The organism is Corynebacterium sp. 13CS0277, from assembly GCF_002994655.1.
Taxonomy (GTDB): Bacteria; Actinomycetota; Actinomycetes; order Mycobacteriales; family Mycobacteriaceae; genus Corynebacterium.
Window position 1 is genome coordinate 132,844 of sequence record NZ_PPDL01000003.1, and the last position, 20,181, is coordinate 153,024.

Sequence of the window (20,181 nt, forward strand, 5' to 3'; positions counted from 1 at the left end):
AGTGCTGCTTAGTCGGCGAGCTCCTGGAGCGCCTGGTCGATGTCAACATCGGCGGCGGGGTAGGAGGTCTGGGCGCCGGGACGGGTCACCGACAGGGCCGCCACCTTGGAGGCGTGTCGGGCGGCCTCCACGAGGGAATCGCCGGCGGCCAGCCGTGCGGCAACGACACCGGCGAAGGCGTCGCCCGCGCCGGTGGTGTCCACGGCGGACACACCCGGGGAGGTGACGTGCTTGAGGCTGCCGGGCTCGGCGACGATGGCGCCCTTCTTGCCGATGGTGATGATGACGGACTGGAAGCCCGCCTTGACGAGGTTTTCCGCCAGATCGTCCTGGCCGATGGAGTTGTCCGGCTCCCCGAGCTGCGCGAGCGCTGCCGCCCCCTCGTGCTCGTTGACGATGAGCGGGTTCGCGGCCAGCAGCACCTCACGCGGCAGGTCGATGACGGGGCCCAGGTTGATGAGGAAACGGCCCGTGGTGGCGTCCTTGGCGGCGGCCACAGCTTCCGCGGGCAGCTCACCCTGGCAGAGCACGATGTCGCAGGCAGCAATATCGTCAGCAAAGCGGTTGACGTAGGCGGCGTCGACGAGGGCGTTCGCGCCGGGGACGACGACGATGGCGTTCTCGCCGGAGGCGTCGACGGAGATCACGGCCAGGCCGGTGGGGGCGTCGACGGTCTCAATGCGGGAGGTGTCCACCCCGGAGGACTTCATGAGGCTGAGTGCCTCGGTGGCGTTGGCGTCGTCGCCGACAGCGCCGATGAAGATGACCTCGGCACCCTGCTGGCGGGCGGCGACAGCCTGGTTGGCTCCCTTACCGCCGGGCAGGACGCGGCCGCCGGTGCCGAGGAGAGTCTCGCCGGGCTTGGGGTGGCGGGGCACGGTCACCGACAGGTCGGCGTTAATCGAGCCGACGACGGCGATGCGGTGGGAGGGGGTGGAGGCGTTCGTCATCGAGGGAACCTTTCACATCGGCGAGGTGTCCACCGTCACCGCGCCCGGGCGGGGGCACACGGCCCGCAGGTGCAGTGGCGACGGGGAGACAAGGGGAGGGCGCGATGCCCGGTCGGGCATTCCCCAGCGCCGGCGGACGCGTGGTCGGCGGGGCGGGGTGGGCGCGGGTGGGGCTGGCGCGGCGCGCCGGCCAATGACTCCCACCATACCCCCGTGTGGGGGTGGGTTTGCGCCCGCTGGCGCTGACGTGCGGGTGCACGAGGTTGCAGCAGGAGCGATATTTCTGCACGTCACACGGGGTGCGTTGGCGTCGCACGGTGCAGTGTGGCCTCGGTGGGTGTGGGCGGCATCTGTGGCGATTCTCTCACTGTGGGTGCCTGTGGGGTGCCGGGCGGCGGGCACTGCGACGCCGGGGCCCAAGGGGCGTGGGGGAGTGTTGTGAACGCGTTTGACTGTGTCTGCCTGGGTTTGCCTGGGGCTCATCGTCGCCACAGACCTGCCTTCGATGGATGGTGTGGGTGGGGCCCGCGCGGCCCGCCCGGCGGGGCACTGCGGGGGACGCGGATGCCCCCTGGGGTTTTCTTGCTGGTCGCGGGCGCGGGTGTGGCGGTGGGTGACGCGTAACCGGGTGGGAGGCGGGCCGGGGGTGCAGCTAGGGTGAGTGTTCATGACCACAGACTCCACGAAGACCCCCGGTGCCGGCACCGGGGGCGTCGATACAGCCGCGCCGACACTCCCCACCGCGCAGGCCGCCCCCTTGCTGGCGGCGCTGCTCGTGGCAGTGTTCGCCTTCCAGCTCAACGCCTCCATGCTGTCGCCCGCGCTCGCGACCATGACCCGCGAACTCAACACCACCGATGCCGCGATCGGCATGAGCCAAACCGCCTTCTTCACCGCGGCGGCATTGTTCTCCCTGTTCCTGCCGCGCTGGGGTGACCTGGTGGGCCGGAAGAAGATCCTCCTCGGCATGCTGCTGGTCACCGGTCTCGGCTGCGTGATCTCCGCGCTGGCGCAGGGCGTGACGATGCTGTTCATCGGCCGCATCATCCAGGGCGTGGCGGGCCCCGTGGTGCCCTTGTGCCTGATTATGCTGCGCGCTCACGTCGCCAACGACAAGCAGTACGCCCTGCTTATGGCCATCCTCACGTCCATCAACGGTGGTATCGCCGGCGTCGACGCCCTGGCCGGCGGCTGGCTGGCCGACCACCTGGGCTTCCGCTCCATCTTCTGGACCATGGCGATCATCTGCGCGATCGCGGCCGTGGCGATCTTTGCCCGCGTCGGCGAAACCTTCGCCGAGGTCCGCATGCCCATGGACTGGGCAGGCACTGTCCCCCTCGTCGTCGCCCTCGCCGGCATCCTGCTCGCCTTCAACGAGGCCGGCAAGCTCGCCGACGCCAACTGGGTGCTCGCCGGCGTGGAGCTGCTCATCGGCATCGTTGCCTTCGTGGTGTTCTGGAAGGTGGAGAGCGCCTCCACCCACCCGCTGGTGAGCACCCACTACCTCGCGCAGCGCCGCACCTGGGCGCTGCTGCTCACCACGACGCTGACGATGACGGGCGTGTTCGCCGTCATGAACGGCCTGGTGCCGAACCTCGCGCAGGCAGAGACCGGCGCCAACATGAGCGCCGATGTGGTGAGCTGGTGGACGCTGACGCCGTACGCCTTGGCGGGTCTGCTCATGGGCCCCATCGCCGGCCGCATGGCCGCCGGCATGGGCTACATCCGGGTGCTGCAGATCGGTCTGCTGGGCACCGTCGTCGGCCTGGGCGCCTTGGCGACCATGGTGGACCACATCACCGGCCCGATGCTGCTGGGCGTGTCCATCTTCGTCGGTATCACCTACGCCGGTATTACCAACATCATGCTCAACGGCCTGGGGATTGTGCTCTCCCCGGCGGATAACCAGGGCTACCTGCCCGGCATGAACGCCGGCGCGTTCAACATGGGTGCGGGCTTGTCCTTCGCCGTGCTGTTCGCGGTGCTCACCGCCACGGATTTCCGCATCGCTACCCTGGCGGGTATGGGCATCCTGCTCGCCGCACTGGCCGCCAGCTTCCTCATCCCGAAGCCGGAAACCCTCGCGGCCTAAGGGCGCGCGGCCTTTGAGGCTCTCCGGCTTTCGATGCCCTCCGGGGGTGGCGTGCGCCTGCGGGCGCCCCACCCCGTGATCTCTTTCGGTCTCCTCGTCCCCCTCGTATCGGAGTTGTCATGACTTTTACTCCCGCTTCCCCGGCCCCTGTGTCCACCGACCCGGCCGTGCACAACGTCATCCTGGACTGCGATCCGGGGCACGATGACGCGGTCGCCATCATCCTCGCCGCCGGCCACCCCAGCATCAACCTGCTGGGCATTACCACCGTCGGCGGCAACCAGACGCTGCCGAAGGTCACCCACAACGCGCTCAGCGTGGCCCGGGTGGCGCGGATTGCCACCCCGGTGTACCCGGGCTGCGCCCGCCCCCTCGTGCGCGCCGTGGAGGTCGCCGAGGACATTCACGGCGACACCGGCCTCGACGGGGTGGAGCTGCCCGAGCCCGCGCAGGCCGCCCAGGACACCCACGCCGTCGACTTCATCATCGACACCATCATGAACAACGAGCCGGGCACCGTCACCCTGGTGCCGACGGGCCCGCTGACGAACATTGCGCTCGCAGCCCGGAAGGAGCCGCGGATCGTCGAGCGGGTGCGTGAGGTGGTGCTCATGGGTGGCGGCTACCACGAGGGCAACTGGTCGCCGGTGGCGGAGTTCAACATCAAAGTCGACCCGGAGGCCGCCCACATCGTGTTCAACGAGCCGTGGCCGGTGACCATGGTGGGCCTCGATCTCACCCACCAGGCGCTGTGCACCCCGGAGGTGGAGCGCACCATCGCAGAGCTCGGCACTGACGCCGCCGAGTTCGTCGTCGGCCTCATGGGGTTCTTCCGCACCGCCTACCAGGCCAACCAGGCGTTCCAGGATCCGCCGGTGCACGACCCCTGCACCATCGCCTACCTCATCGACCCGAGTGTGGTCTCCACGGTGAAGGTGCCCGTCGATGTGGAACTGTCCGGCGCGCTGACCACGGGGATGACGGTGGCGGATTTCCGCGCCCCCGCGCCGGACGACTGCCACACCCAGGTGGCGGTCGACCTGGATCACGCGAAGTTCTGGGCGTTGGTGACCGACGCGATCGCCGCCATCGAACAACGCCCCGTCATCTAAACGCACGGCGCGCGATGCGCGCGCCATACGCGCAGAGACACAGCTTTAGGCACGCAGCCCCCGACCATGTGTGAGGTCGGGGGCTGCGTGCGTGCGGGGGAGTTATTTCTCGCCGGGGCCTTTGAGCTTGATGACGGTGAAGTGGCCGTCCCGCAGGTGCTGGCGCAGGTCCTTTTTGTCGAACTTGTCCACCGAGGTCTTATCGATGTGGTCGACGAAGGTCCAGTACTCGGGAAGCATCCAGCTCGGGAGGGTGGCGCGCAGGTGATCGCGGAGCTTCTCCGCCGTCGCCCGGTCTTCCTCCTCGCCGCGGGGCACACTCGCGTGGAGCACGGTGACCGCGAGCGGGCGTTCGCCCCACTTCTCGTCCGGGTTGCCGATGACGGCCGCTTCGACGACCTCGGCGGCCTCCATGACGAGGTTTTCCAACTGCACGGAGTAGATCCACTCGCCGCCGGAACGGATGACGTCGCGGGCGCGGTCCTCGATGGTGAGGTAGCCGTCCTTCGACACCGAGCCCACATCACCGGTGCGGAGCCACCCGTCGGGGGTGAACTTGTCGGCCGCGTCGTGGACATCCTTACCGCGGAACGTGTGCGCCGGGCCGCCGTCCTCCGAGGTGGCTGAATGCATGTAGGCGCCCGTCACCCAGTTGCCGCGCACCTGAATTTCGCCCTGATTGCGGTCCGTGCCGGTGACGTTTTCCCCATCGTTGACCACCCGGTATTCCAGGGACGGGGGGAAACGGCCCTGGCTGATGCGGTACTGCCAGCGCGCCTCGCCGGACGCACCCTGCGGGGGCCGGGCGACGGTGCCGATGGGGGAGGTCTCCGTCATGCCCCACACGTGGACGACATCGACGCCGTAGGCTTCCTCCCACATCTTGATGAGGATCGGCGGGGCGGGGGAACCACCGACGAAAATCTCGGTGAGGCTCATGCGCTCCGGGGGGTGGGCGCGGTAGTGGTTCATCAATGCGATCCACAGCGTCGGCACCCCGTGGGCCACCCGCGGGTGGGAGGCGGCAATAATGCGCGCGAGCTGCGGGGCGGACACATCCGTGCCCGGGAACACCAGCGGGGCCCCGCAGGCGAAGGCCGCGATCGGCACACCCCAGCTCAACACGTGATAAATCGGCACGCAGCACAAAAAGGTGTTGCCGTGGGACACCGCGAAACTATCCGTGGTGCGCAGGTTCATCGAGTGCAGGTAGATCGACCGGTGCGAATACGCCACCCCCTTCGGCGCGCCCGTCGTCCCCGTCGAGTAACACAGGGCGGCCGCGGTACGCTCGTCGAGCTCCGGCCAGTCAAAGGTCGCGGCCCGGCCGTCCAGCAGCGCCTCGTACGAATACACCCCCACCGAGGAATCAAACAGTGCCGCCAATTCGGTGACATCGCCGGGGCCGATGAACACCACCGCCCGCACACTTGGGCAGTCGAACTCGCTCATGATCTCCGCGAGGTGCCCGCCCAGCCGCCGGTCGCAGATGATGACCTCGTCGGCGGCGTGGTTGATGATGTGCGCGATCTGGTCGTTCATCAACTGCTTGTTCAGCGGATTGAACACCGCCCCCATGCAGGAGACCGCGAAGAAGGTCTCGAGGTGCTCCGCGCAGTTGTACATGAACGTGCCCACCCGCTGGTCGCCGGTGATGCCCAGCTCGTCGCGCAGCGCGTGCGCCAACGCGGCCGCCCGGGCGCCGATGGCGGCGAAGGTGGTCTGCTCGTAGTCATCGCCGTCCCAGGTGGTGACGGTCGTGCCAGCATGAATCGACTGCCCGTAGCGCAAAATCCGGGCGATGTTTAAGGGCACGTCCTGCATGGTGCTCAGCATGCCCACCACTCTAGCGGCCACACCCGGAACCGGACGGGCACCCGGCCCCGCGCGGCCCCACGACCGCAGGCCACCACCGGGGTGCTGGGAGTGTCTGCGGTGCCAGGAATCGAAAACCGTGCGGGGGTGCGCTAAACTAATGCGCGCTACACCCGTCATGGTGAATTCACCACGACCCACGTGATGCCACGTGTGCGCACCACACGCTCCCCACCGGCTGCGACTTAGTCGGCCAGCTTCAGCAGACCCTGCTGCGGCGGAGCGGCAGTGATCCACGGTTGCCTTGGTGCAACCCACGACCGTCAGCCGGGAGCCGACGGACGCGCACCACCGTTTGAAAAGCCACCGTCACGCCCCACACCACACGCATTATCCCGCGTGCACTGGGGCCTGTCGGGAGTGTGCACGACGCCGTGCGACAACCATTGCCGCAGGCGTGCCCAGCACCCACAAACACACACCCCTCATGTTTCCCAGGCCATTGTCGACACTGCGTCGGCGGGTTGGTCGGGGCATGACTGCGCGTGTGTGGGTGAAGGCCCACAATCTTTCTTTCTCGTCTTACCCCCTCCTTGTTCTCCCGCGTCGCCGACGCAAGGCCGCCCGCGTGGTGGTTGCCGTGAGAGCTGCTCTTCATGGAGCAGGCCCGCCGACCGCACAAGGAATCTGCCCACCGGGCACTCGCCCACTGGGGCATATCCCGCGTGACGCTGCTGGGAGAACCCCGTGAAGGGGGAAAGGGAAGAACAAAGGGAAGAACACTGTGGGGTGCCAGGTGGCGTGGCATCGTCGTGACACCGGGATTGCCGTCTGTGAGGAACACGCACTGCGTGCATGTTCCTCACGGTTGCAGCCCTGTGCGTCGTCGTGACTGTTTCACCACCGTCGACATCGGCGCCTGCCAGATGGCGTAGACACCCCGGAGCTAGTGCTGGGGTCTACGGGCAGTGCCCTACGCACGACGGGGCGTGTGGCTGAGCCTGCGACACCGGTGTGTTCTCTTACGCTGCGTTCGACCACGGTCTTTTCCGGCGGCGAACGCTCGTAAAGAAGACACCCGGCTGCAGGCACCAGCCACCACCCGTGTGCGACCGCGCCACCACCTTTGTCACCCGCACGGCGTGCAGCCCCCACCCACCCCACCACCGCCACCAGTGGACGATGGTGTCGCTTCCCCGGCTTGGACGAGGATGCGACGCCCAGACCCACGGTGCGGAACCGGTCAGGGGAGATGAGGTGAGGTGCTGCGCGCACACGATGTGCCGGGGAGGTGCGTGGGGCGAGGAATGAAAGGATCAAAGGATCTTCGTGAGCGAGAACTCCACGACCGCCGCGGGCGACTTGTCTGCCCTGCGCCTGCCTGAGCTGAAGAAAATGGCCCAGGACATGGGCCTCAAGGGGATTTCTGCCAAGCGCAAAGGCGAACTGATCGACATGATCAGCGCCGCCGGCGCCGCCCGCAGCACCCGCCCGGCGCAGTCCGCGCCCACGGGCGAGGAACCCAGCGTGCCCCGCACCCGCACCCGCCGCCGCGCCCACGCGGACGACGCCACCGCCGCTCCCGCTGAAGCGGCCACCCAGGCCCCCGCCCAGGCTGAGGACTCCCAGTCCGAGGACGCGGCAGCAGAGGATAAGCCGGTGCGCTACGAGTCGCGCTCCGCTGCGCGCCGGGCGCGCCGCAACCGGGCCCGCCAGAACCAGAAAGAACGCCGCCGCGGGCGCGGCCAGGACTCCGAGTCCCACTCCGAGGAGCGCGGCGAGACCAAGGGCCGGGAGCAGAAGAACTCCGACGCCCGCCGGGAGGATCGTCGAGACGACCGGCGCGAGTCCCGCCGGGAGCGCGAGGAGGAGCGCCGCGGGCGCCGCAACCGCCGCGAGCGGGGCCGCAACCGCGACGACCGTCGCGACGATCGCCGGGAGGCACGGGAGCAGGAGGTCGACGAGTCGAACCTCGTCACCGTCGGCGGCATCCTCGACATCGTCGACAACAATGTCGCGTTCCTGCGGACCACCGGCTACAACGCCGCACCGGCGGACGTGTTCGTCAACCCGCAGATGATTCGCCGCTTCGGCCTGCGCCGCGGCGACGCCATCATCGGCGCCATCAAGCCGGGCAAGGAAACGACTTACGGCTCGGGCCGCAACCGGGCGAAGTACAACCCGCTGTTCCGGGTGGATTCCATCAACGGCATGTCCGTGGAGGAAGCCCGCCAGCGCCCCGAGTTCGCGAAGCTGACGCCGCTGTACCCGAACCAGCGTCTGCGCCTGGAAACCGACCCGAAGGTGCTGACCACCCGCGTCATCGACCTCATCATGCCGATCGGTAAGGGCCAGCGCGCGCTCATCGTGTCCCCGCCGAAGGCCGGTAAGACCACGATCCTGCAGAACATCGCGAACGCGATCGCACAGAACAACCCCGAGTGCTACCTCATGGTCGTCCTCGTCGACGAGCGCCCCGAGGAAGTCACCGACATGCAGCGCAGCGTCAAGGGTGAGGTCATCGCCTCCACCTTCGACCGCCCGCCGAGCGAGCACACCACCGTCGCGGAGCTCGCCATCGAGCGCGCGAAGCGTCTCGTGGAGCAGGGCCAGGACGTGGTCGTCCTGCTGGACTCGATCACCCGCCTGGGCCGCGCCTACAACAACAGCTCCCCGGCGTCGGGTCGCATCCTCTCCGGCGGTGTGGACTCCAACGCCCTGTACCCGCCGAAGCGTTTCCTCGGTGCCGCCCGCAACATCGAAAACGGCGGCTCCCTGACGATCATCGCGACCGCCATGGTGGAGACCGGCTCCGCTGGCGACACCGTCATCTTCGAGGAGTTTAAGGGCACCGGTAACGCGGAGCTCAAGCTGGACCGCAAGATCTCCGAGCGGCGCGTGTTCCCCGCCGTCGACGTCAACCCCTCCGGCACCCGCAAGGACGAGCTGCTGCTCGCCCCGGAGGAAGCGCGCGTCATGCACAAGCTGCGCCGCATTCTCTCCGCGCTGGACAACCAGCAGGCCATCGACCTGCTCATCCGCCAGCTGAAGAAGACGAAGAACAACGGCGAATTCCTGCTGCAGGTCATGAACTCTGAGCACATGGCCATCGATGATGGTGAGGAGGACTACTCCTAATGGCGAGCACTGTTTCCGTCGTCGACGACATCCTCGCCGAATACCAGGGCCTGGAGGCGCAGCTGTCCGACCCGGAGCTGCACAACGATGCCGCCGCCGCCCGCCGCGTCGGTAAGCGCTACTCCCAGCTGCAGCCCATCATCAAGGTGCACGAGCAGCTCGAGGGCGTGCGCGAGGATCTTGAGGCCGCCCGCGAGATGGCGCGCGAAGATTCCGAGTTCGCTGCGGAAGCTGAGCGGCTTGCCGCCGAGGAGGTGGAGCTGGAAGAAAAGCTCGCCGACTTGCTCGCGCCGCGCGACCCGCACGACGCCGACGACATCGTCATGGAGATTAAGTCCGGTGCCGGCGGCGAGGAGGCCGCACTGTTCGCCGCGGAGCTGGCGCGCATGTACCAGCGCTACGCGGACAGGCACGGCTTCACCACGGAGGTGCTCGGCCTCAACGAGTCGGATCTCGGTGGCGTCAAAGACATGACCATGACCATCCGCTCCAAGCAGCCCAGCGCTGACGGGGCGTGGAGCGTGTTCAAGTTCGAGGGTGGTGTGCACCGCGTGCAGCGCGTGCCCGTCACCGAATCCCAGGGCCGCATCCAGACCTCCGCCGCCGGCGTGCTGGTCTACCCGGAGCCGGACGAGGTCGGCGAAGTCGACATCGACGACAAGGACCTGCGTATCGACGTCTACCGCTCCTCCGGTAAGGGCGGCCAGGGCGTGAACACCACCGACTCCGCGGTGCGTATCACCCACCTGCCGACCGGCATCGTGGTGACCTGCCAGAAGGAACGCTCGCAGATTCAGAACAAGGCGCGCGCCATGCAGGTGCTCGCCGCGCGACTGCAGCAGATGGCCGAAGAGCAGGCCGACGCGGAGGCCGCGGAAGGCCGCGCCGCCCAGATCCGCACCATGGACCGCTCGGAGCGCATCCGCACCTACAACTGGCCGGAGAACCGCATCAGCGACCACCGCATCGGCTACAAGGCCAACAACCTGGATCAGGTGCTCAATGGCGGCCTGGAGGACCTGTTCACGGCCCTGCAGGCAGCCGATCGGGCTGCCCGATTGGAAGCAGAGCAGTAGAGTTGACACCGTGCGTGAACTCATAGCGACAGCAACAGCCCAACTCGCCGACGCGGGTGTGGCCTCCCCGCGCGTCGACGCCGCACTTCTGGCCGAGTATGTGTTCGGCATTCCTGCCCTCGAGGTGGGGTTGGCGGATACCCCGCAGGATGCGGCGCTGGTGGCGCGCTACCAGGAACTGGTGGCCCGCCGCGCACGCCGCGAACCGCTGCAGCACATCCTCGGCCGGGCGCATTTCTACGGCCTCGAGCTCACGGTCGGCTCCGGGGTGTTCATTCCCCGCCCGGAGACCGAACAACTCGCGGAGATCGCCATCCAGGCCACCCGGGATGCGATCGCCCGCGGCGTGGAGCACCCCATCGTGGTCGACGCGTGCGCCGGCTCCGGGGCGCTGGGATTGGCCATCGCCCGGGAGGTGCCCGCGGCGCGAGTCATCGCCATCGAGATGTACCCGCAGGCCGTGGAGTTTCTCCGGGCGAACGTCGGCGCCATCGACCCGCGCGTGGAGATCATCCAGTCGGATGCCACCCGGATGGAGGTGTTGGAATCCAAGCTGGACCAGCCGGGCTGTGTGGACGTGTTTGTCTCCAACCCGCCGTACGTGCCCACGGGGCACGCCACGGACAGTGAGACTCGTGCGGACCCGTTGGCGGCGGTGTTTGCCGCCGATACCGGCATGGCGGTCATCAAGCCGATGGCGCGGGTCGCCGCCCACTGGTTGGCGCCGGGAGGGTTTTTCGGCGTGGAGCACGACGAGACGACCCAGTCGCGTGTCACCCAGGCGGTGAGCGCCACCAAGGCGTTCACCAACATCCAGGAGCGTCATGACCTGGCGGGCCGCCCCCGTTTCGTCACCGCCACCCGGATGAAGGCCGGCCGCAGCGCCACGTAAGTCGCGCGCGGACTCACGACGGCAGTTGCCCCAACCATCACTGTGATGGTGTGGGGCAACACCCGCCACGGTGGGTGCGTGCCCGCAGGGAAACCCCGGCGCCCATGGCTCCCCGGGAGGATGCCGCGCCCACCGTGATTTCTCTTCTTTACTCTTTTTCACCTTTTCTCTTCTTGGCATATTATCTTTGTTTTTCTGCCCCCCTGGCCTGCACCCGCACAAGCGATCGTCGCGCAAGGGGGTAGGAAAATTTCCCCATATTTCTTTATTTCTTTGCGTTGTTTCTCGCGCTATGTGGATTGTGTGCGTCGGGAGACGCTCGGCGCTGATTCCCTCGCCCGCGCACGGTGCCGCAGGTTTTCTTTCTGCTGCAGGTGTGGCAGGGGAGAAAAGCCAAGAGGTAACGCACCCGCACGCTTTCTGGGTGCGGGAATATCGTTCACAGACAACGTCCCGCGAGAGGTTGTTCTCGCGTGCATGGAAGGCGTGAAGCATGAGCCGAATCTATGACTGTGCCGACAGTGAGGCCCGCGAGCTGGGCCTGCGGGCCGCAGCCAACGCCGTGGAGGCCGGGCGTCTCATCGTGATGCCGACGGATACTCTCTACGGCATTGGCTGCAACGCCTTCGATAATGAGGCGGTGGCGAAGCTGCTGGAGACCAAGCGGCGCGGCCCGGATATGCCTGTGCCGGTCCTCGTCGGCTCCTGGGATACCGCCAAGGGCCTGGTGCGGGAGTTCACCCACCACGCGGACGTGCTCATCAAGGCGTTCTGGCCGGGCGGGCTGTCCCTCGTCGTGCCGCAGGCGCCGAGCCTGCCGTGGAACCTGGGCGATACCCGGGGCACGGTGATGCTGCGGATGCCGCTGCACCCGGTGGCGATTGAACTGCTGCGGACCACGGGTCCCATGGCGGTGAGCTCGGCGAACATTAGTGGCCAGCCGCCCGCGACCACGGCGCAGGACGCCAAGGACCAGCTGGGTGCGGCGGTGAGCTGCTACCTCGATGGTGGGCCCTGCCCGCAGGCGGTGCCGTCGACGATCGTGGATCTCTCGGCCCGGACGCCGCGCATCCTGCGCCAAGGGGCCGTCTCCGCAGAGGCTATCGGTCACGCCCTGGGGCTTGACCCGGCGAGCTTGCTCTAAGCCATGGGTGCGGGCGGCGCTGGCGTTCCCCTGCGGGAACTGGGACTCGTCTTCCTCGTGGCGTGCGTGATCACTTACCTCGCCACGGGGGTGGTGCGCTCTGCTGTGGTGCGTTCCGGCCGGCTCATGGAGATCCGTGAGCGCGATGTGCACGACATGCCGAAGCCGCGCCTGGGTGGGGTGGCGATGTACACAGGCTTCGTCGCCGCCGTCCTGCTGGCGGACCAGCTTCCGGCCTTGACTCGCGGCTTCAAACCCGTGACCCCGGAGATGGATGCCGTCGTCTGGGGCGCGTTCATCATCGTCGCCGTCGGTGCCATCGACGACCTCGTTGAGTTGGATGCTGCCACCAAACTCATTGGCCAGATCCTCGGCGCGTTGACGATGAGCCTCATGGGCTTGTCGTGGACCTTTATCTACATTCCCTTCGCGAACACCACGGTGGTGCTCGACCAGTTCCAGTCGGTGGCGTGGACGACGTTGTTCGCCGTCATCGTGATGAATGCGATCAACTTTGTTGACGGTCTCGACGGATTGGCGGCTGGCCTGGGTGGTATTTCGGGGATGGCATTGCTCGCGTTCTCCGTCATCATTTTGAACGATCAGGGCGGCACAGTGGCTGCCTACCCGCCGGCCATAATCGGCGCCGCGCTGTTGGGTATTTGTGCGGGCTTTTTGCCGCACAATTTTGAACCCTCCCGCATCTTTATGGGCGATAGTGGCGCGATGCTGTTGGGGCTGTTGCTGGCGGCGGCGAGTACGTCCGCGTCCGGCAAAATCAATATGGCTCTTTACGGCGGCGCCGACACGGTGGGTCTCATGGTGCCGCTCCTCGTGGTCTTGGGCGCGTTTTCTATCCCGGTGACCGACTTGGTGATGGCGGTCGTGCGCCGCACGAAGAATGGGCGCAGCCCGTTCTCCGCGGACAAGATGCACCTGCATCACCGCCTCCTGGAGCTCGGCCACACGCACCGGCGCGTGGTGTTGGTGCTCTACGCGTGGATGCTGGCGCTGGCGATGGGCACGGTGAGCTTCGCGGCCTTCCCGTCGTATGTGGCGGCCCTGATCCTCTTGGGCGGCATCATTGTGGCGGCAGCGCTCACGGCCATCCCGGTGCTCAAAGACCGCAGGGATGCCACCGGCCGCGGCGCGGGCACACCCCGTGGCAGGGGAGCAGCACCCCGTGCGAAAGCCCCTCTTGCGGCAACGGAGGGTGCCCCCGGTACCCCGGGGGATGCCGCAGCAGGCTCGCAGGGCGTGGATTCGCATCCGGTAGGATAAGCGCCCATGACTGCAGCCCCCGACGGCGCGCACGGCGCCACCGACCCCACTGCCCCCGCCACCCCGCCCGCAGCCGGCGCGGGGACCGGTGATGAGTCGACCCAGGTCGTCTACGCCGACGACCAGCGCAAGCCGATCATTCTCGGGATCCGCTATGGCGCTTTCGCCGTCGCTGCGATTACGGTCGTCAGCCTCTTCCTCTGGGGCCTGGTGTGGGGCATGCCGGGCATCTGGGGTGCGCTCATCGGTGCCGCCATCGGCGGCGGCTTCGTCGCGCTCACCGCGCTGTCCGTGCTCGTCACCGCGAACACCAACCCGGCCACCACCGGTGCGGTGGTTCTCGGCGGCTGGCTGCTGAAAATCGTGGTGCTGCTCATCATTCTCTTCGCCATTCGCGACCTGACTTTCTACCACCACGTGGCGCTGTTCATTACCGCCGTCGCAGCCTTGTTGGCGATGCTCGGAAGCGAGGTGTGGGGCGTGATGAAGTCCCGCACCACCTACATCGGGACTTAAAAAACACAACCCCCGGGCAACGGCCCCGGCGACTCCGCCCACAACAGCTCCGCAGCGCAGATGCTGCGGGGCTGCTGTCGTCGGCTGACCGTCACGGCCGCGTTCGGCCTGTGCGGCGGTGCATAGCCTGCATCGCACCGTATGGGCGGCGGGCACGGGTGCGGGGTGCTCGCGGGGGATAAGGCTGCTCCACAGCGTGCGCGGGGGTGGCGTGTGGGGGTGGTGCGGGCCCGAGTCGGGGTGGGGGTGGTTACCCACAGAAGCCACATTGTGGCCTGTGCTGGATGAGCGTTTCTCCGTTGCCTACCCCCCGGGGTGTCCGCACGCGCGCTAGCCCCGGTCCGGACAGTCGGGGCGCTGTGGTGGGAGCGCGCGATCATTGCGGCCCGGCACCACCCGCGCGTGTGCAGCCGGGGTCGCAGGAGTGCTGGCGGCTGAGCAGCGCCCCCGAAAGCTGCGCGGTGCTGTGGGTGCATCCTGGTGTTCAGGCACGGCCGATGGGGAGTGGGGTGATGTGGGCCGGTGGCCTGTGGTGGCCCGTTGTCGGTGCCTGCCTGCTCAGCTCGGGTGAACGCCCGGGGCGAGGGTGGAGCCTCAAGTCCCGTGACGCAGCGCGGCCATGGTGTACCTGGTGTATTGGCTGCATCAGCCTGCCCGCTACCAGCTCGCGGGCTGGGTCGTAGGGTGCGTGCATTCTCGCCTACGAAGTGTGAACGAGGGGTGTCCTTGGTGCCCCAGCAGGGTGCGATGCATTCGCTGGCGCGCATGGTCGTTGGGCGGGGTGTGGGTGTGAGGGCGTTGGCGGCTGTGGGACCAGGTTTCTCGCAGGTCACGGGCGTGTAGCTGGATGCCGCGAAGGCGGTGATGGGGGAGTGGGCGGTGCGGGGTCATGCCTTTGGTCAGTGTGCGGGGCGAGGTGCCCGTGGCGCCTGTGGGGCGTGTGGGATGGGTTCCAGCAGAGTTGCTGCAGGCAGGCGTGTTGTGCGGCGGGAATTACGGCTGTGTGATTCCAAACGGGAAGTCGCGGGAGGGCAAGTAACCCCTAACGGGGGTATGTGACTGACCTTACAGGGGGTAAAAAATCGCCGTCACCAGCAGTGTCGCCGGAACACAACCCTGCACCCCGGCTACCCCCGCCCATACTTACCTAAAACCCCAAGCGTGCTGCTAGTGTTTTGTGCGGGCTGTGAACCGCCCACCCGCACCATCTCGAAACATTCCCTGCATTTTCTTCCCTCCCCGCAGTCATGTGGGGCGGGTGCGATGCCGGGAGGAGCTCGGGGTCGGATGTAGGTGAGCATCCCAAGGTCGCAGCGCCCAGTGATCGCCGCGCTGATGTGCGACGGAATCCGCGGTGATCCAGACACACTTTCAGACGTCCATCGCACCGCGCCCACCGCCAAACGCTTTCGGTGGGATGCGGCCCAAACACGGGAGAGAACCCTGAGCGTTTCAGTCTTGTCCATGAAGGGGACGTTCCACGCCCCCACTTTGGACCATGAATTTTTCCCGGGGCACGTCGAGGGCACGTCGAGCAAGGGCGAGACCGGCCATGTGGTCAACATGTGGCTCACCGATTTCGCCGGCGGCTACTTCGCCCTTGACCGTCTGATGCTCGTCCGTCTGCTGATGACGGCAATTGTCGCGATCTTCTTCTTGATTGCTATGCGGAGCCCCAAGCTGGTTCCGTCCGGCATCCAGAATGTCGCTGAAAACTTCCTGGACTTCGTCCGGATCCACATCGCTGAGGAGATTCTCGGCAAGAAGGAAGGCCGTCGTTTCCTGCCTGTGCTGGCAACGATCTTCTTCATTGTCTTCGCCACGAACCTCCCCTCGGTGATCCCTGGCCTGAACGTTTCTCCGAACGCTCGTATCGGTATGCCGTTGGTGCTGGCCCTGTTCGGCTATGTCGCCTTCGTGTGGGCCGGTGCGAAGCGCTACGGCTTCTTCAAGTACCTGAAGAGCTCGGTGGTTATTCCTAACCTGCCGCCGCTGCTTCACATCCTGGTGGTGCCGATTGAAGCGTTCTCGACCTTCATCATGCGACCGGCCACGCTGACCCTGCGTCTCATGGCCAACATGCTCGCAGGCCACATCATCCTGGTGCTGCTGTTCTCTGCCACGAACTTCTTCCTGTGGCAGGCCAACGCCTGGTCCGTGGTTTCGGGCGTGACCATCATCGCGTCTATTGCGTTCACGATGTTCGAGCTGCTGGTTATCTTCCTGCAGGCGTACATCTTTGCTCTGTTGTCCGCTGTGTACATCGAGCTGTCGTTGCACGCTGACGAACACTGACCCTAAAACCCTAAAGCCCCGACACGTAAGTTGTTCGCCCTCCGCTGCCACGCCTCGTGGTGGTAGGGGCTGGGACTCACGGTCATCTGAAAACCTCACACAATTTGTTCAGCCCGAGCACTCGCCACCCATGGCGAACAGTATTGCCCGGCTGGTCGCTCGCTAGGGAAGCAGTTCCCCGCGCGATGCGGCCGATGGGCGTGCTGGGACTCGCACGCTCGGGCTTTTGAGAAAGGGAACGGAAACCCACATGAACGACATCCTCCTCCTCGCTGCTGACGAAGCCTCCAAGGTCACCGGTCTCGGCACCGTCGGCTACGGCCTGGCCACCATCGGCCCGGGCCTGGGCATCGGCATCCTCGTCGGCAAGGCCCTCGAGGGCATGGCACGTCAGCCCGAGATGGCTGGCCAGCTGCGCACCACCATGTTCCTGGGTATCGCCTTCGTTGAGGCTCTCGCCCTGATCGGCCTCGTTGCCGGCTTCCTGTTCTAAGACGCTTTTTCTTCAAAAAAAGTCCTAGACCAAGAAAGACACAGCACTATGACCGACGTCATTGATTACTTGGCTGAAGGGGCCGAGGCTGGTGTCGTGCTCCCCCTGGAGCATGGCAACAACCCGCTGCTCCCGATGCCGTACGACATGGTCTGGTCTCTCATTCCGCTTATCGTCGTCGTCCTGCTCTTCGCGAAGTTCGTGCTTCCGAAGTACCGGGAAGTGCTCGCTGAGCGTGAGGACAAGATCCAGGGCGGCATTGAGCGCGCCGAGGCCGCACAGGTCGAGGCCAAGGCAGCCCTTGAGAAGTACAACGCACAGCTCGCCGAAGCCCGTGCCGAGGCCGCACAGATCCGCGAAGAAGCCCGCGATAAGGGCAAGCAGATCGTGGCCGACATGAAGGCACAGGCAACGGAAGAGAGCAACCGCATCATCGAGTCCGGTGAAAAGCAGCTTCTGGCCCAGCGTGAGCAGGTCGTTGCTGAGCTGCGCCGCGAGATGGGGCAGACCTCTATCGATCTGGCCGAGCGTCTGCTCGGGGAGCAGCTTTCCGACACCGTGAAGCGTTCCGGCACCATCGATAGCTTCCTGTCCTCCCTCGACACCGTGGCACCGGCAGGAAAGTAGGCGACTTTATGCACGCAGCAAGCCGCGAAGCACTGGCAGCACTGGACAAGTTTGTTGATTCCGCACTGTTCGGCATCGACAACGGTGTTGCCGTCGCCGCCCAGACCGGAGCTGAGCTCTTCGACGTGGTGGAGGTCCTCGACACCGACCGCGCCCTGCGCGTGGCCGTCGCCGATTCCTCCGCCGACGCCGAGAAGCGTTCCGGCCTGATGCGGGCAGTCTTTGGTGGCAAGGTGTCGCAGCTTACGCTCGACGTCCTCACCTTTGCTGCGGCCCAGACCTGGTCGACCCCGCGCGAAATGCGCGCCGGTCTGGTGGCCTGTGGGCGCCGTGCCCTGCTCCGTTCGGCCGAGTACCAGGGCCAGTTGGGCGCTGTGGAGAGCGAACTCTTCCAGCTGTCCCGCGTCCTGGACAACGAGGCGCAGCTCACCCAGCTGCTGAGCGATCGCACGGCAACCCCGTCTGCCAAGCGTGACCTGCTCGCGAAGGTTCTCTACGGCAAGGTTTCTGCCGTCACTGAAGCTCTCGCCCTGCAGGTCATCGGTCGCCCCGAGCACAACCCCATCGACGACATGGCTTCCCTGGCCGACACTGTGGCTGCGCTGCAGGGCCGCCAGGTGGCTCACGTCGTGGCGGCGACCGCTCTGGACGCCGGGCAGGAAAAGGCACTGGAAGAAAAACTGGGCCGAATTTACGGTCGTGCGATGTCCATCCACACTGAGGTTGATCCCAGCCTCCTCGGTGGCATGGTTATCCGCGTCGGTGACGAAGTGATTGACGGTTCGACCTCGGGCAAGCTCGAGCGTCTCCGGACCGCCATGGTCTAAGGCAACCCGCCCCCGCACCCACCCCGGGGCAACCCGGGGGAGTCACGGGCCAGCGGCCTCCCTTTCTCCTCGCGGCCGTCCATATCAAGGCATGATTCTTGATGTGGCGCCGCGCAGGGTGAGGCAGCACCCGTGGTCGCAGTGCAGGATTTTTAGCGGAGCGTGCCTGCGCACACCGATACACGACGATTACACAACCAATACATGCTGGAAGAAACAACCGAGAGCAGGAAGAACATGGCGGAGCTGACGATCTCCTCCGACGAGATCCGTAGCGCGATTGCGAACTACACCTCGAGCTACTCCCCGGAGGCCTCCCGTGAGGAGGTCGGCGTGGTCATTTCGGCAGCTGACGGTATCGCCCAGGTTTCGGGCCTCCCGTCGGTGATGGCGAATGAGCTGCTCGAGTTCCCGGGCGGCGTCATTGGCGTCGCGCAGAACCTCGACACCGACAAGATCGGTGTGGTGGTCCTGGGTAACTACGAGACTCTGAAAGAGGGCGACGAAGTCAAGCGGACCGGTGAGGTCCTCTCCATCCCGGTCGGGGACGCGTTCCTTGGCCGCGTTATTAACCCCCTGGGCCAGCCCATCGACGGCCTGGGCGAAATCCCGGCGGAAGAAGACCGCGTCCTGGAGCTGCAGGCACCGTCCGTGCTGCAGCGCCAGCCCGTCGAAGAGCCGCTGCAGACCGGCATCAAGGCCATCGATGCGATGACCCCGATCGGTCGCGGTCAGCGTCAGCTGATCATTGGTGACCGTAAGACCGGTAAGACCGCCGTCTGCCTGGACACCATCCTCAACCAGAAGGCGAACTGGGAGTCCGGCGACCCGACGAAGCAGGTGCGCTGCATCTACGTCGCGATCGGCCAGAAGGGCTCCACCATTGCGGCCGTCCGCAAGACCCTCGAAGAGCACGGCGCGCTCGAGTACACCACCATCGTGGCTGCTCCCGCCTCCGACTCCGCGGGCTTCAAGTGGCTGGCACCGTTTGCCGGTGCCGCTCTCGGCCAGCACTGGATGTACAAGGGCAAGCACGTCCTGGTCATCTACGATGATCTGACCAAGCAGGCCGAGGCCTACCGTGCGATCTCCCTGCTGCTGCGCCGCCCGCCGGGCCGCGAGGCATACCCGGGCGACGTGTTCTACCTCCACTCCCGTCTGCTGGAGCGTGCTGCGAAGCTCTCCGACGACATGGGTGCGGGTTCCATGACCGCCCTGCCGATCATCGAGACCAAGGCGAACGACGTGTCCGCCTTCATCCCGACCAACGTGATCTCCATTACCGACGGTCAGGTGTTCCTCGAGTCCGACCTGTTCAACCAGGGTGTCCGCCCCGCCATCAACGTCGGTGTCTCCGTCTCCCGTGTCGGTGGCGCCGCCCAGACCAAGGGCATGAAGAAGGTCTCCGGCTCCCTGCGTCTGGACCTGGCCGCCTACCGTGACCTGGAGGCCTTTGCGGCCTTCGCGTCCGACCTGGATCCGGCCTCCAAGGCTCAGCTGCAGCGCGGCCAGCGTCTCGTTGAGCTGCTCAAGCAGCCGGAGAACAGCCCCATGTCCGTCGAGGACCAGATGGTTTCCATCTACCTCGCCGGCGAAGGCGAGATGGACACCGTCCCCGTGGAGGACGTCCGCCGCTTCGAGGCAGAGCTGCACGAGTACCTGCACGCCAACGCTGCAGGTGTCTACGAGCAGATCGCCGGCGGCCAGGCCTTCTCCGACGATTCCAAGGCGGAGCTCATCGCTGCGACGAACGCGTTCAAGCGCTCCTTCGTCACCACCGATGGCACCCCGGTCATCAACGACCCCGAGGTCGAGGCTCTCAGCGAGTCCGAGCTGAAGAAGAACCAGATCACGGTGTCCCGCAAAGCTGCCAAGAAGTAAAGGCGCTTGCAACACATGACCAACCAAGGAAAAGAAGGGAGG

15 protein-coding genes are annotated in these 20,181 nt (G+C 66.4%); 13 read left to right on the forward strand and 2 right to left on the reverse strand.

Going from position 1 to position 20,181, the window contains the following annotated elements:
- Positions 1-8 precede the first annotated feature (8 nt).
- Positions 9-950 carry a ribokinase gene (locus C1Y63_RS01905; protein WP_106014768.1) on the reverse strand — a complete coding sequence of 314 codons (942 nt, stop codon included), beginning with the start codon at positions 948-950 and terminating at the stop codon, positions 9-11.
- A 667-nt stretch (positions 951-1,617) separates the two neighbouring features.
- Here C1Y63_RS01905 and C1Y63_RS01910 point away from each other — a divergent pair.
- On the forward strand, positions 1,618-3,042 hold the full coding sequence (locus C1Y63_RS01910; RefSeq protein ID WP_106014769.1) for an MFS transporter: 1,425 nt from the start codon (positions 1,618-1,620) through the stop codon (positions 3,040-3,042).
- A 119-nt stretch (positions 3,043-3,161) separates the two neighbouring features.
- A complete protein-coding gene (locus C1Y63_RS01915) occupies positions 3,162-4,154 on the forward strand; it encodes a nucleoside hydrolase (RefSeq protein ID WP_106014770.1) in 993 nt (330 codons plus the stop codon).
- 102 nt (positions 4,155-4,256) lie between these two features.
- On the opposite strand, the gene C1Y63_RS01920 is transcribed toward C1Y63_RS01915, so the two are convergent.
- On the reverse strand, positions 4,257-5,990 hold the full coding sequence (locus C1Y63_RS01920) for a long-chain fatty-acid--CoA ligase (RefSeq protein WP_106014771.1): 1,734 nt from the start codon (positions 5,988-5,990) through the stop codon (positions 4,257-4,259).
- Between the two features lie 1,374 nt (positions 5,991-7,364).
- Between C1Y63_RS01920 and rho the strand changes: the two genes are divergently transcribed.
- From rho to atpA, 11 genes are all read left to right on the forward strand, one after another.
- A complete protein-coding gene (gene rho / locus C1Y63_RS01925; protein WP_233195532.1) occupies positions 7,365-9,107 on the forward strand; it encodes a transcription termination factor Rho in 1,743 nt (580 codons plus the stop codon).
- Positions 9,107-10,183, forward strand: a complete 1,077-nt coding sequence (gene prfA / locus C1Y63_RS01930; RefSeq protein ID WP_106014773.1) for a peptide chain release factor 1 — start codon at positions 9,107-9,109, stop codon at positions 10,181-10,183. Before rho ends, prfA begins: the two co-directional genes overlap by 1 nt.
- A 10-nt stretch (positions 10,184-10,193) precedes the next feature.
- Complete coding sequence (gene prmC / locus C1Y63_RS01935) at positions 10,194-11,075, forward strand: peptide chain release factor N(5)-glutamine methyltransferase (protein WP_233195523.1); 882 nt, start codon at positions 10,194-10,196, stop codon at positions 11,073-11,075.
- Positions 11,076-11,568: 493 nt separating this feature from the next.
- On the forward strand, positions 11,569-12,219 hold the full coding sequence (locus C1Y63_RS01940; RefSeq protein WP_106014775.1) for an L-threonylcarbamoyladenylate synthase: 651 nt from the start codon (positions 11,569-11,571) through the stop codon (positions 12,217-12,219).
- A gap of 3 nt (positions 12,220-12,222) precedes the next feature.
- Positions 12,223-13,500, forward strand: coding sequence for an MraY family glycosyltransferase (locus tag C1Y63_RS01945; RefSeq protein ID WP_106014776.1), 1,278 nt, complete (start codon positions 12,223-12,225; stop codon positions 13,498-13,500).
- Between the two features lie 6 nt (positions 13,501-13,506).
- The gene (locus C1Y63_RS01950) at positions 13,507-14,016 is read left to right on the forward strand and encodes a hypothetical protein (RefSeq protein WP_233195524.1); all 510 of its coding nucleotides are present in this window, start codon (positions 13,507-13,509) and stop codon (positions 14,014-14,016) included.
- 1,464 nt (positions 14,017-15,480) lie between these two features.
- Positions 15,481-16,311, forward strand: coding sequence for a F0F1 ATP synthase subunit A (gene atpB / locus C1Y63_RS01955; RefSeq protein WP_106014777.1), 831 nt, complete (start codon positions 15,481-15,483; stop codon positions 16,309-16,311).
- A 250-nt stretch (positions 16,312-16,561) separates the two neighbouring features.
- Positions 16,562-16,804: an ATP synthase F0 subunit C gene (locus C1Y63_RS01960; protein ID WP_106014778.1), complete on the forward strand. Its 243-nt coding sequence runs from the start codon at positions 16,562-16,564 to the stop codon at positions 16,802-16,804.
- A 48-nt stretch (positions 16,805-16,852) separates the two neighbouring features.
- Positions 16,853-17,431: a F0F1 ATP synthase subunit B gene (locus tag C1Y63_RS01965; protein WP_106014779.1), complete on the forward strand. Its 579-nt coding sequence runs from the start codon at positions 16,853-16,855 to the stop codon at positions 17,429-17,431.
- 8 nt (positions 17,432-17,439) lie between these two features.
- Positions 17,440-18,258 carry a F0F1 ATP synthase subunit delta gene (locus C1Y63_RS01970; protein WP_106014780.1) on the forward strand — a complete coding sequence of 273 codons (819 nt, stop codon included), beginning with the start codon at positions 17,440-17,442 and terminating at the stop codon, positions 18,256-18,258.
- Positions 18,259-18,495: 237 nt separating this feature from the next.
- Entirely contained in the window at positions 18,496-20,139 is a 1,644-nt protein-coding gene (gene atpA / locus C1Y63_RS01975) for a F0F1 ATP synthase subunit alpha (protein WP_106014781.1), read from the forward strand.
- Positions 20,140-20,181: the final 42 nt, after the last annotated feature.

Bases quoted from the DNA above. Each gene is read 5' to 3' on its own strand.
- rho (WP_233195532.1), top strand. From the start codon at position 7,365: ATGGCCCAGGACATGGGCCTCAAGGGGATTTCTGCCAAGCGCAAAGGC.
- prfA (WP_106014773.1), top strand. From the start codon at position 9,107: ATGGCGAGCACTGTTTCCGTCGTCGACGACATCCTCGCCGAATACCAG.
- C1Y63_RS01945 (WP_106014776.1), top strand. From the start codon at position 12,223: ATGGGTGCGGGCGGCGCTGGCGTTCCCCTGCGGGAACTGGGACTCGTC.
- C1Y63_RS01915 (WP_106014770.1), top strand. From the start codon at position 3,162: ATGACTTTTACTCCCGCTTCCCCGGCCCCTGTGTCCACCGACCCGGCC.
- atpB (WP_106014777.1), top strand. From the start codon at position 15,481: ATGAAGGGGACGTTCCACGCCCCCACTTTGGACCATGAATTTTTCCCG.
- C1Y63_RS01920 (WP_106014771.1), bottom strand. From the start codon at position 5,990: ATGCTGAGCACCATGCAGGACGTGCCCTTAAACATCGCCCGGATTTTG.
- C1Y63_RS01940 (WP_106014775.1), top strand. From the start codon at position 11,569: ATGAGCCGAATCTATGACTGTGCCGACAGTGAGGCCCGCGAGCTGGGC.
- atpA (WP_106014781.1), top strand. From the start codon at position 18,496: ATGGCGGAGCTGACGATCTCCTCCGACGAGATCCGTAGCGCGATTGCG.
- C1Y63_RS01960 (WP_106014778.1), top strand. From the start codon at position 16,562: ATGAACGACATCCTCCTCCTCGCTGCTGACGAAGCCTCCAAGGTCACC.
- C1Y63_RS01950 (WP_233195524.1), top strand. From the start codon at position 13,507: ATGACTGCAGCCCCCGACGGCGCGCACGGCGCCACCGACCCCACTGCC.
- C1Y63_RS01970 (WP_106014780.1), top strand. From the start codon at position 17,440: ATGCACGCAGCAAGCCGCGAAGCACTGGCAGCACTGGACAAGTTTGTT.
- C1Y63_RS01910 (WP_106014769.1), top strand. From the start codon at position 1,618: ATGACCACAGACTCCACGAAGACCCCCGGTGCCGGCACCGGGGGCGTC.
- C1Y63_RS01905 (WP_106014768.1), bottom strand. From the start codon at position 950: ATGACGAACGCCTCCACCCCCTCCCACCGCATCGCCGTCGTCGGCTCG.
- C1Y63_RS01965 (WP_106014779.1), top strand. From the start codon at position 16,853: ATGACCGACGTCATTGATTACTTGGCTGAAGGGGCCGAGGCTGGTGTC.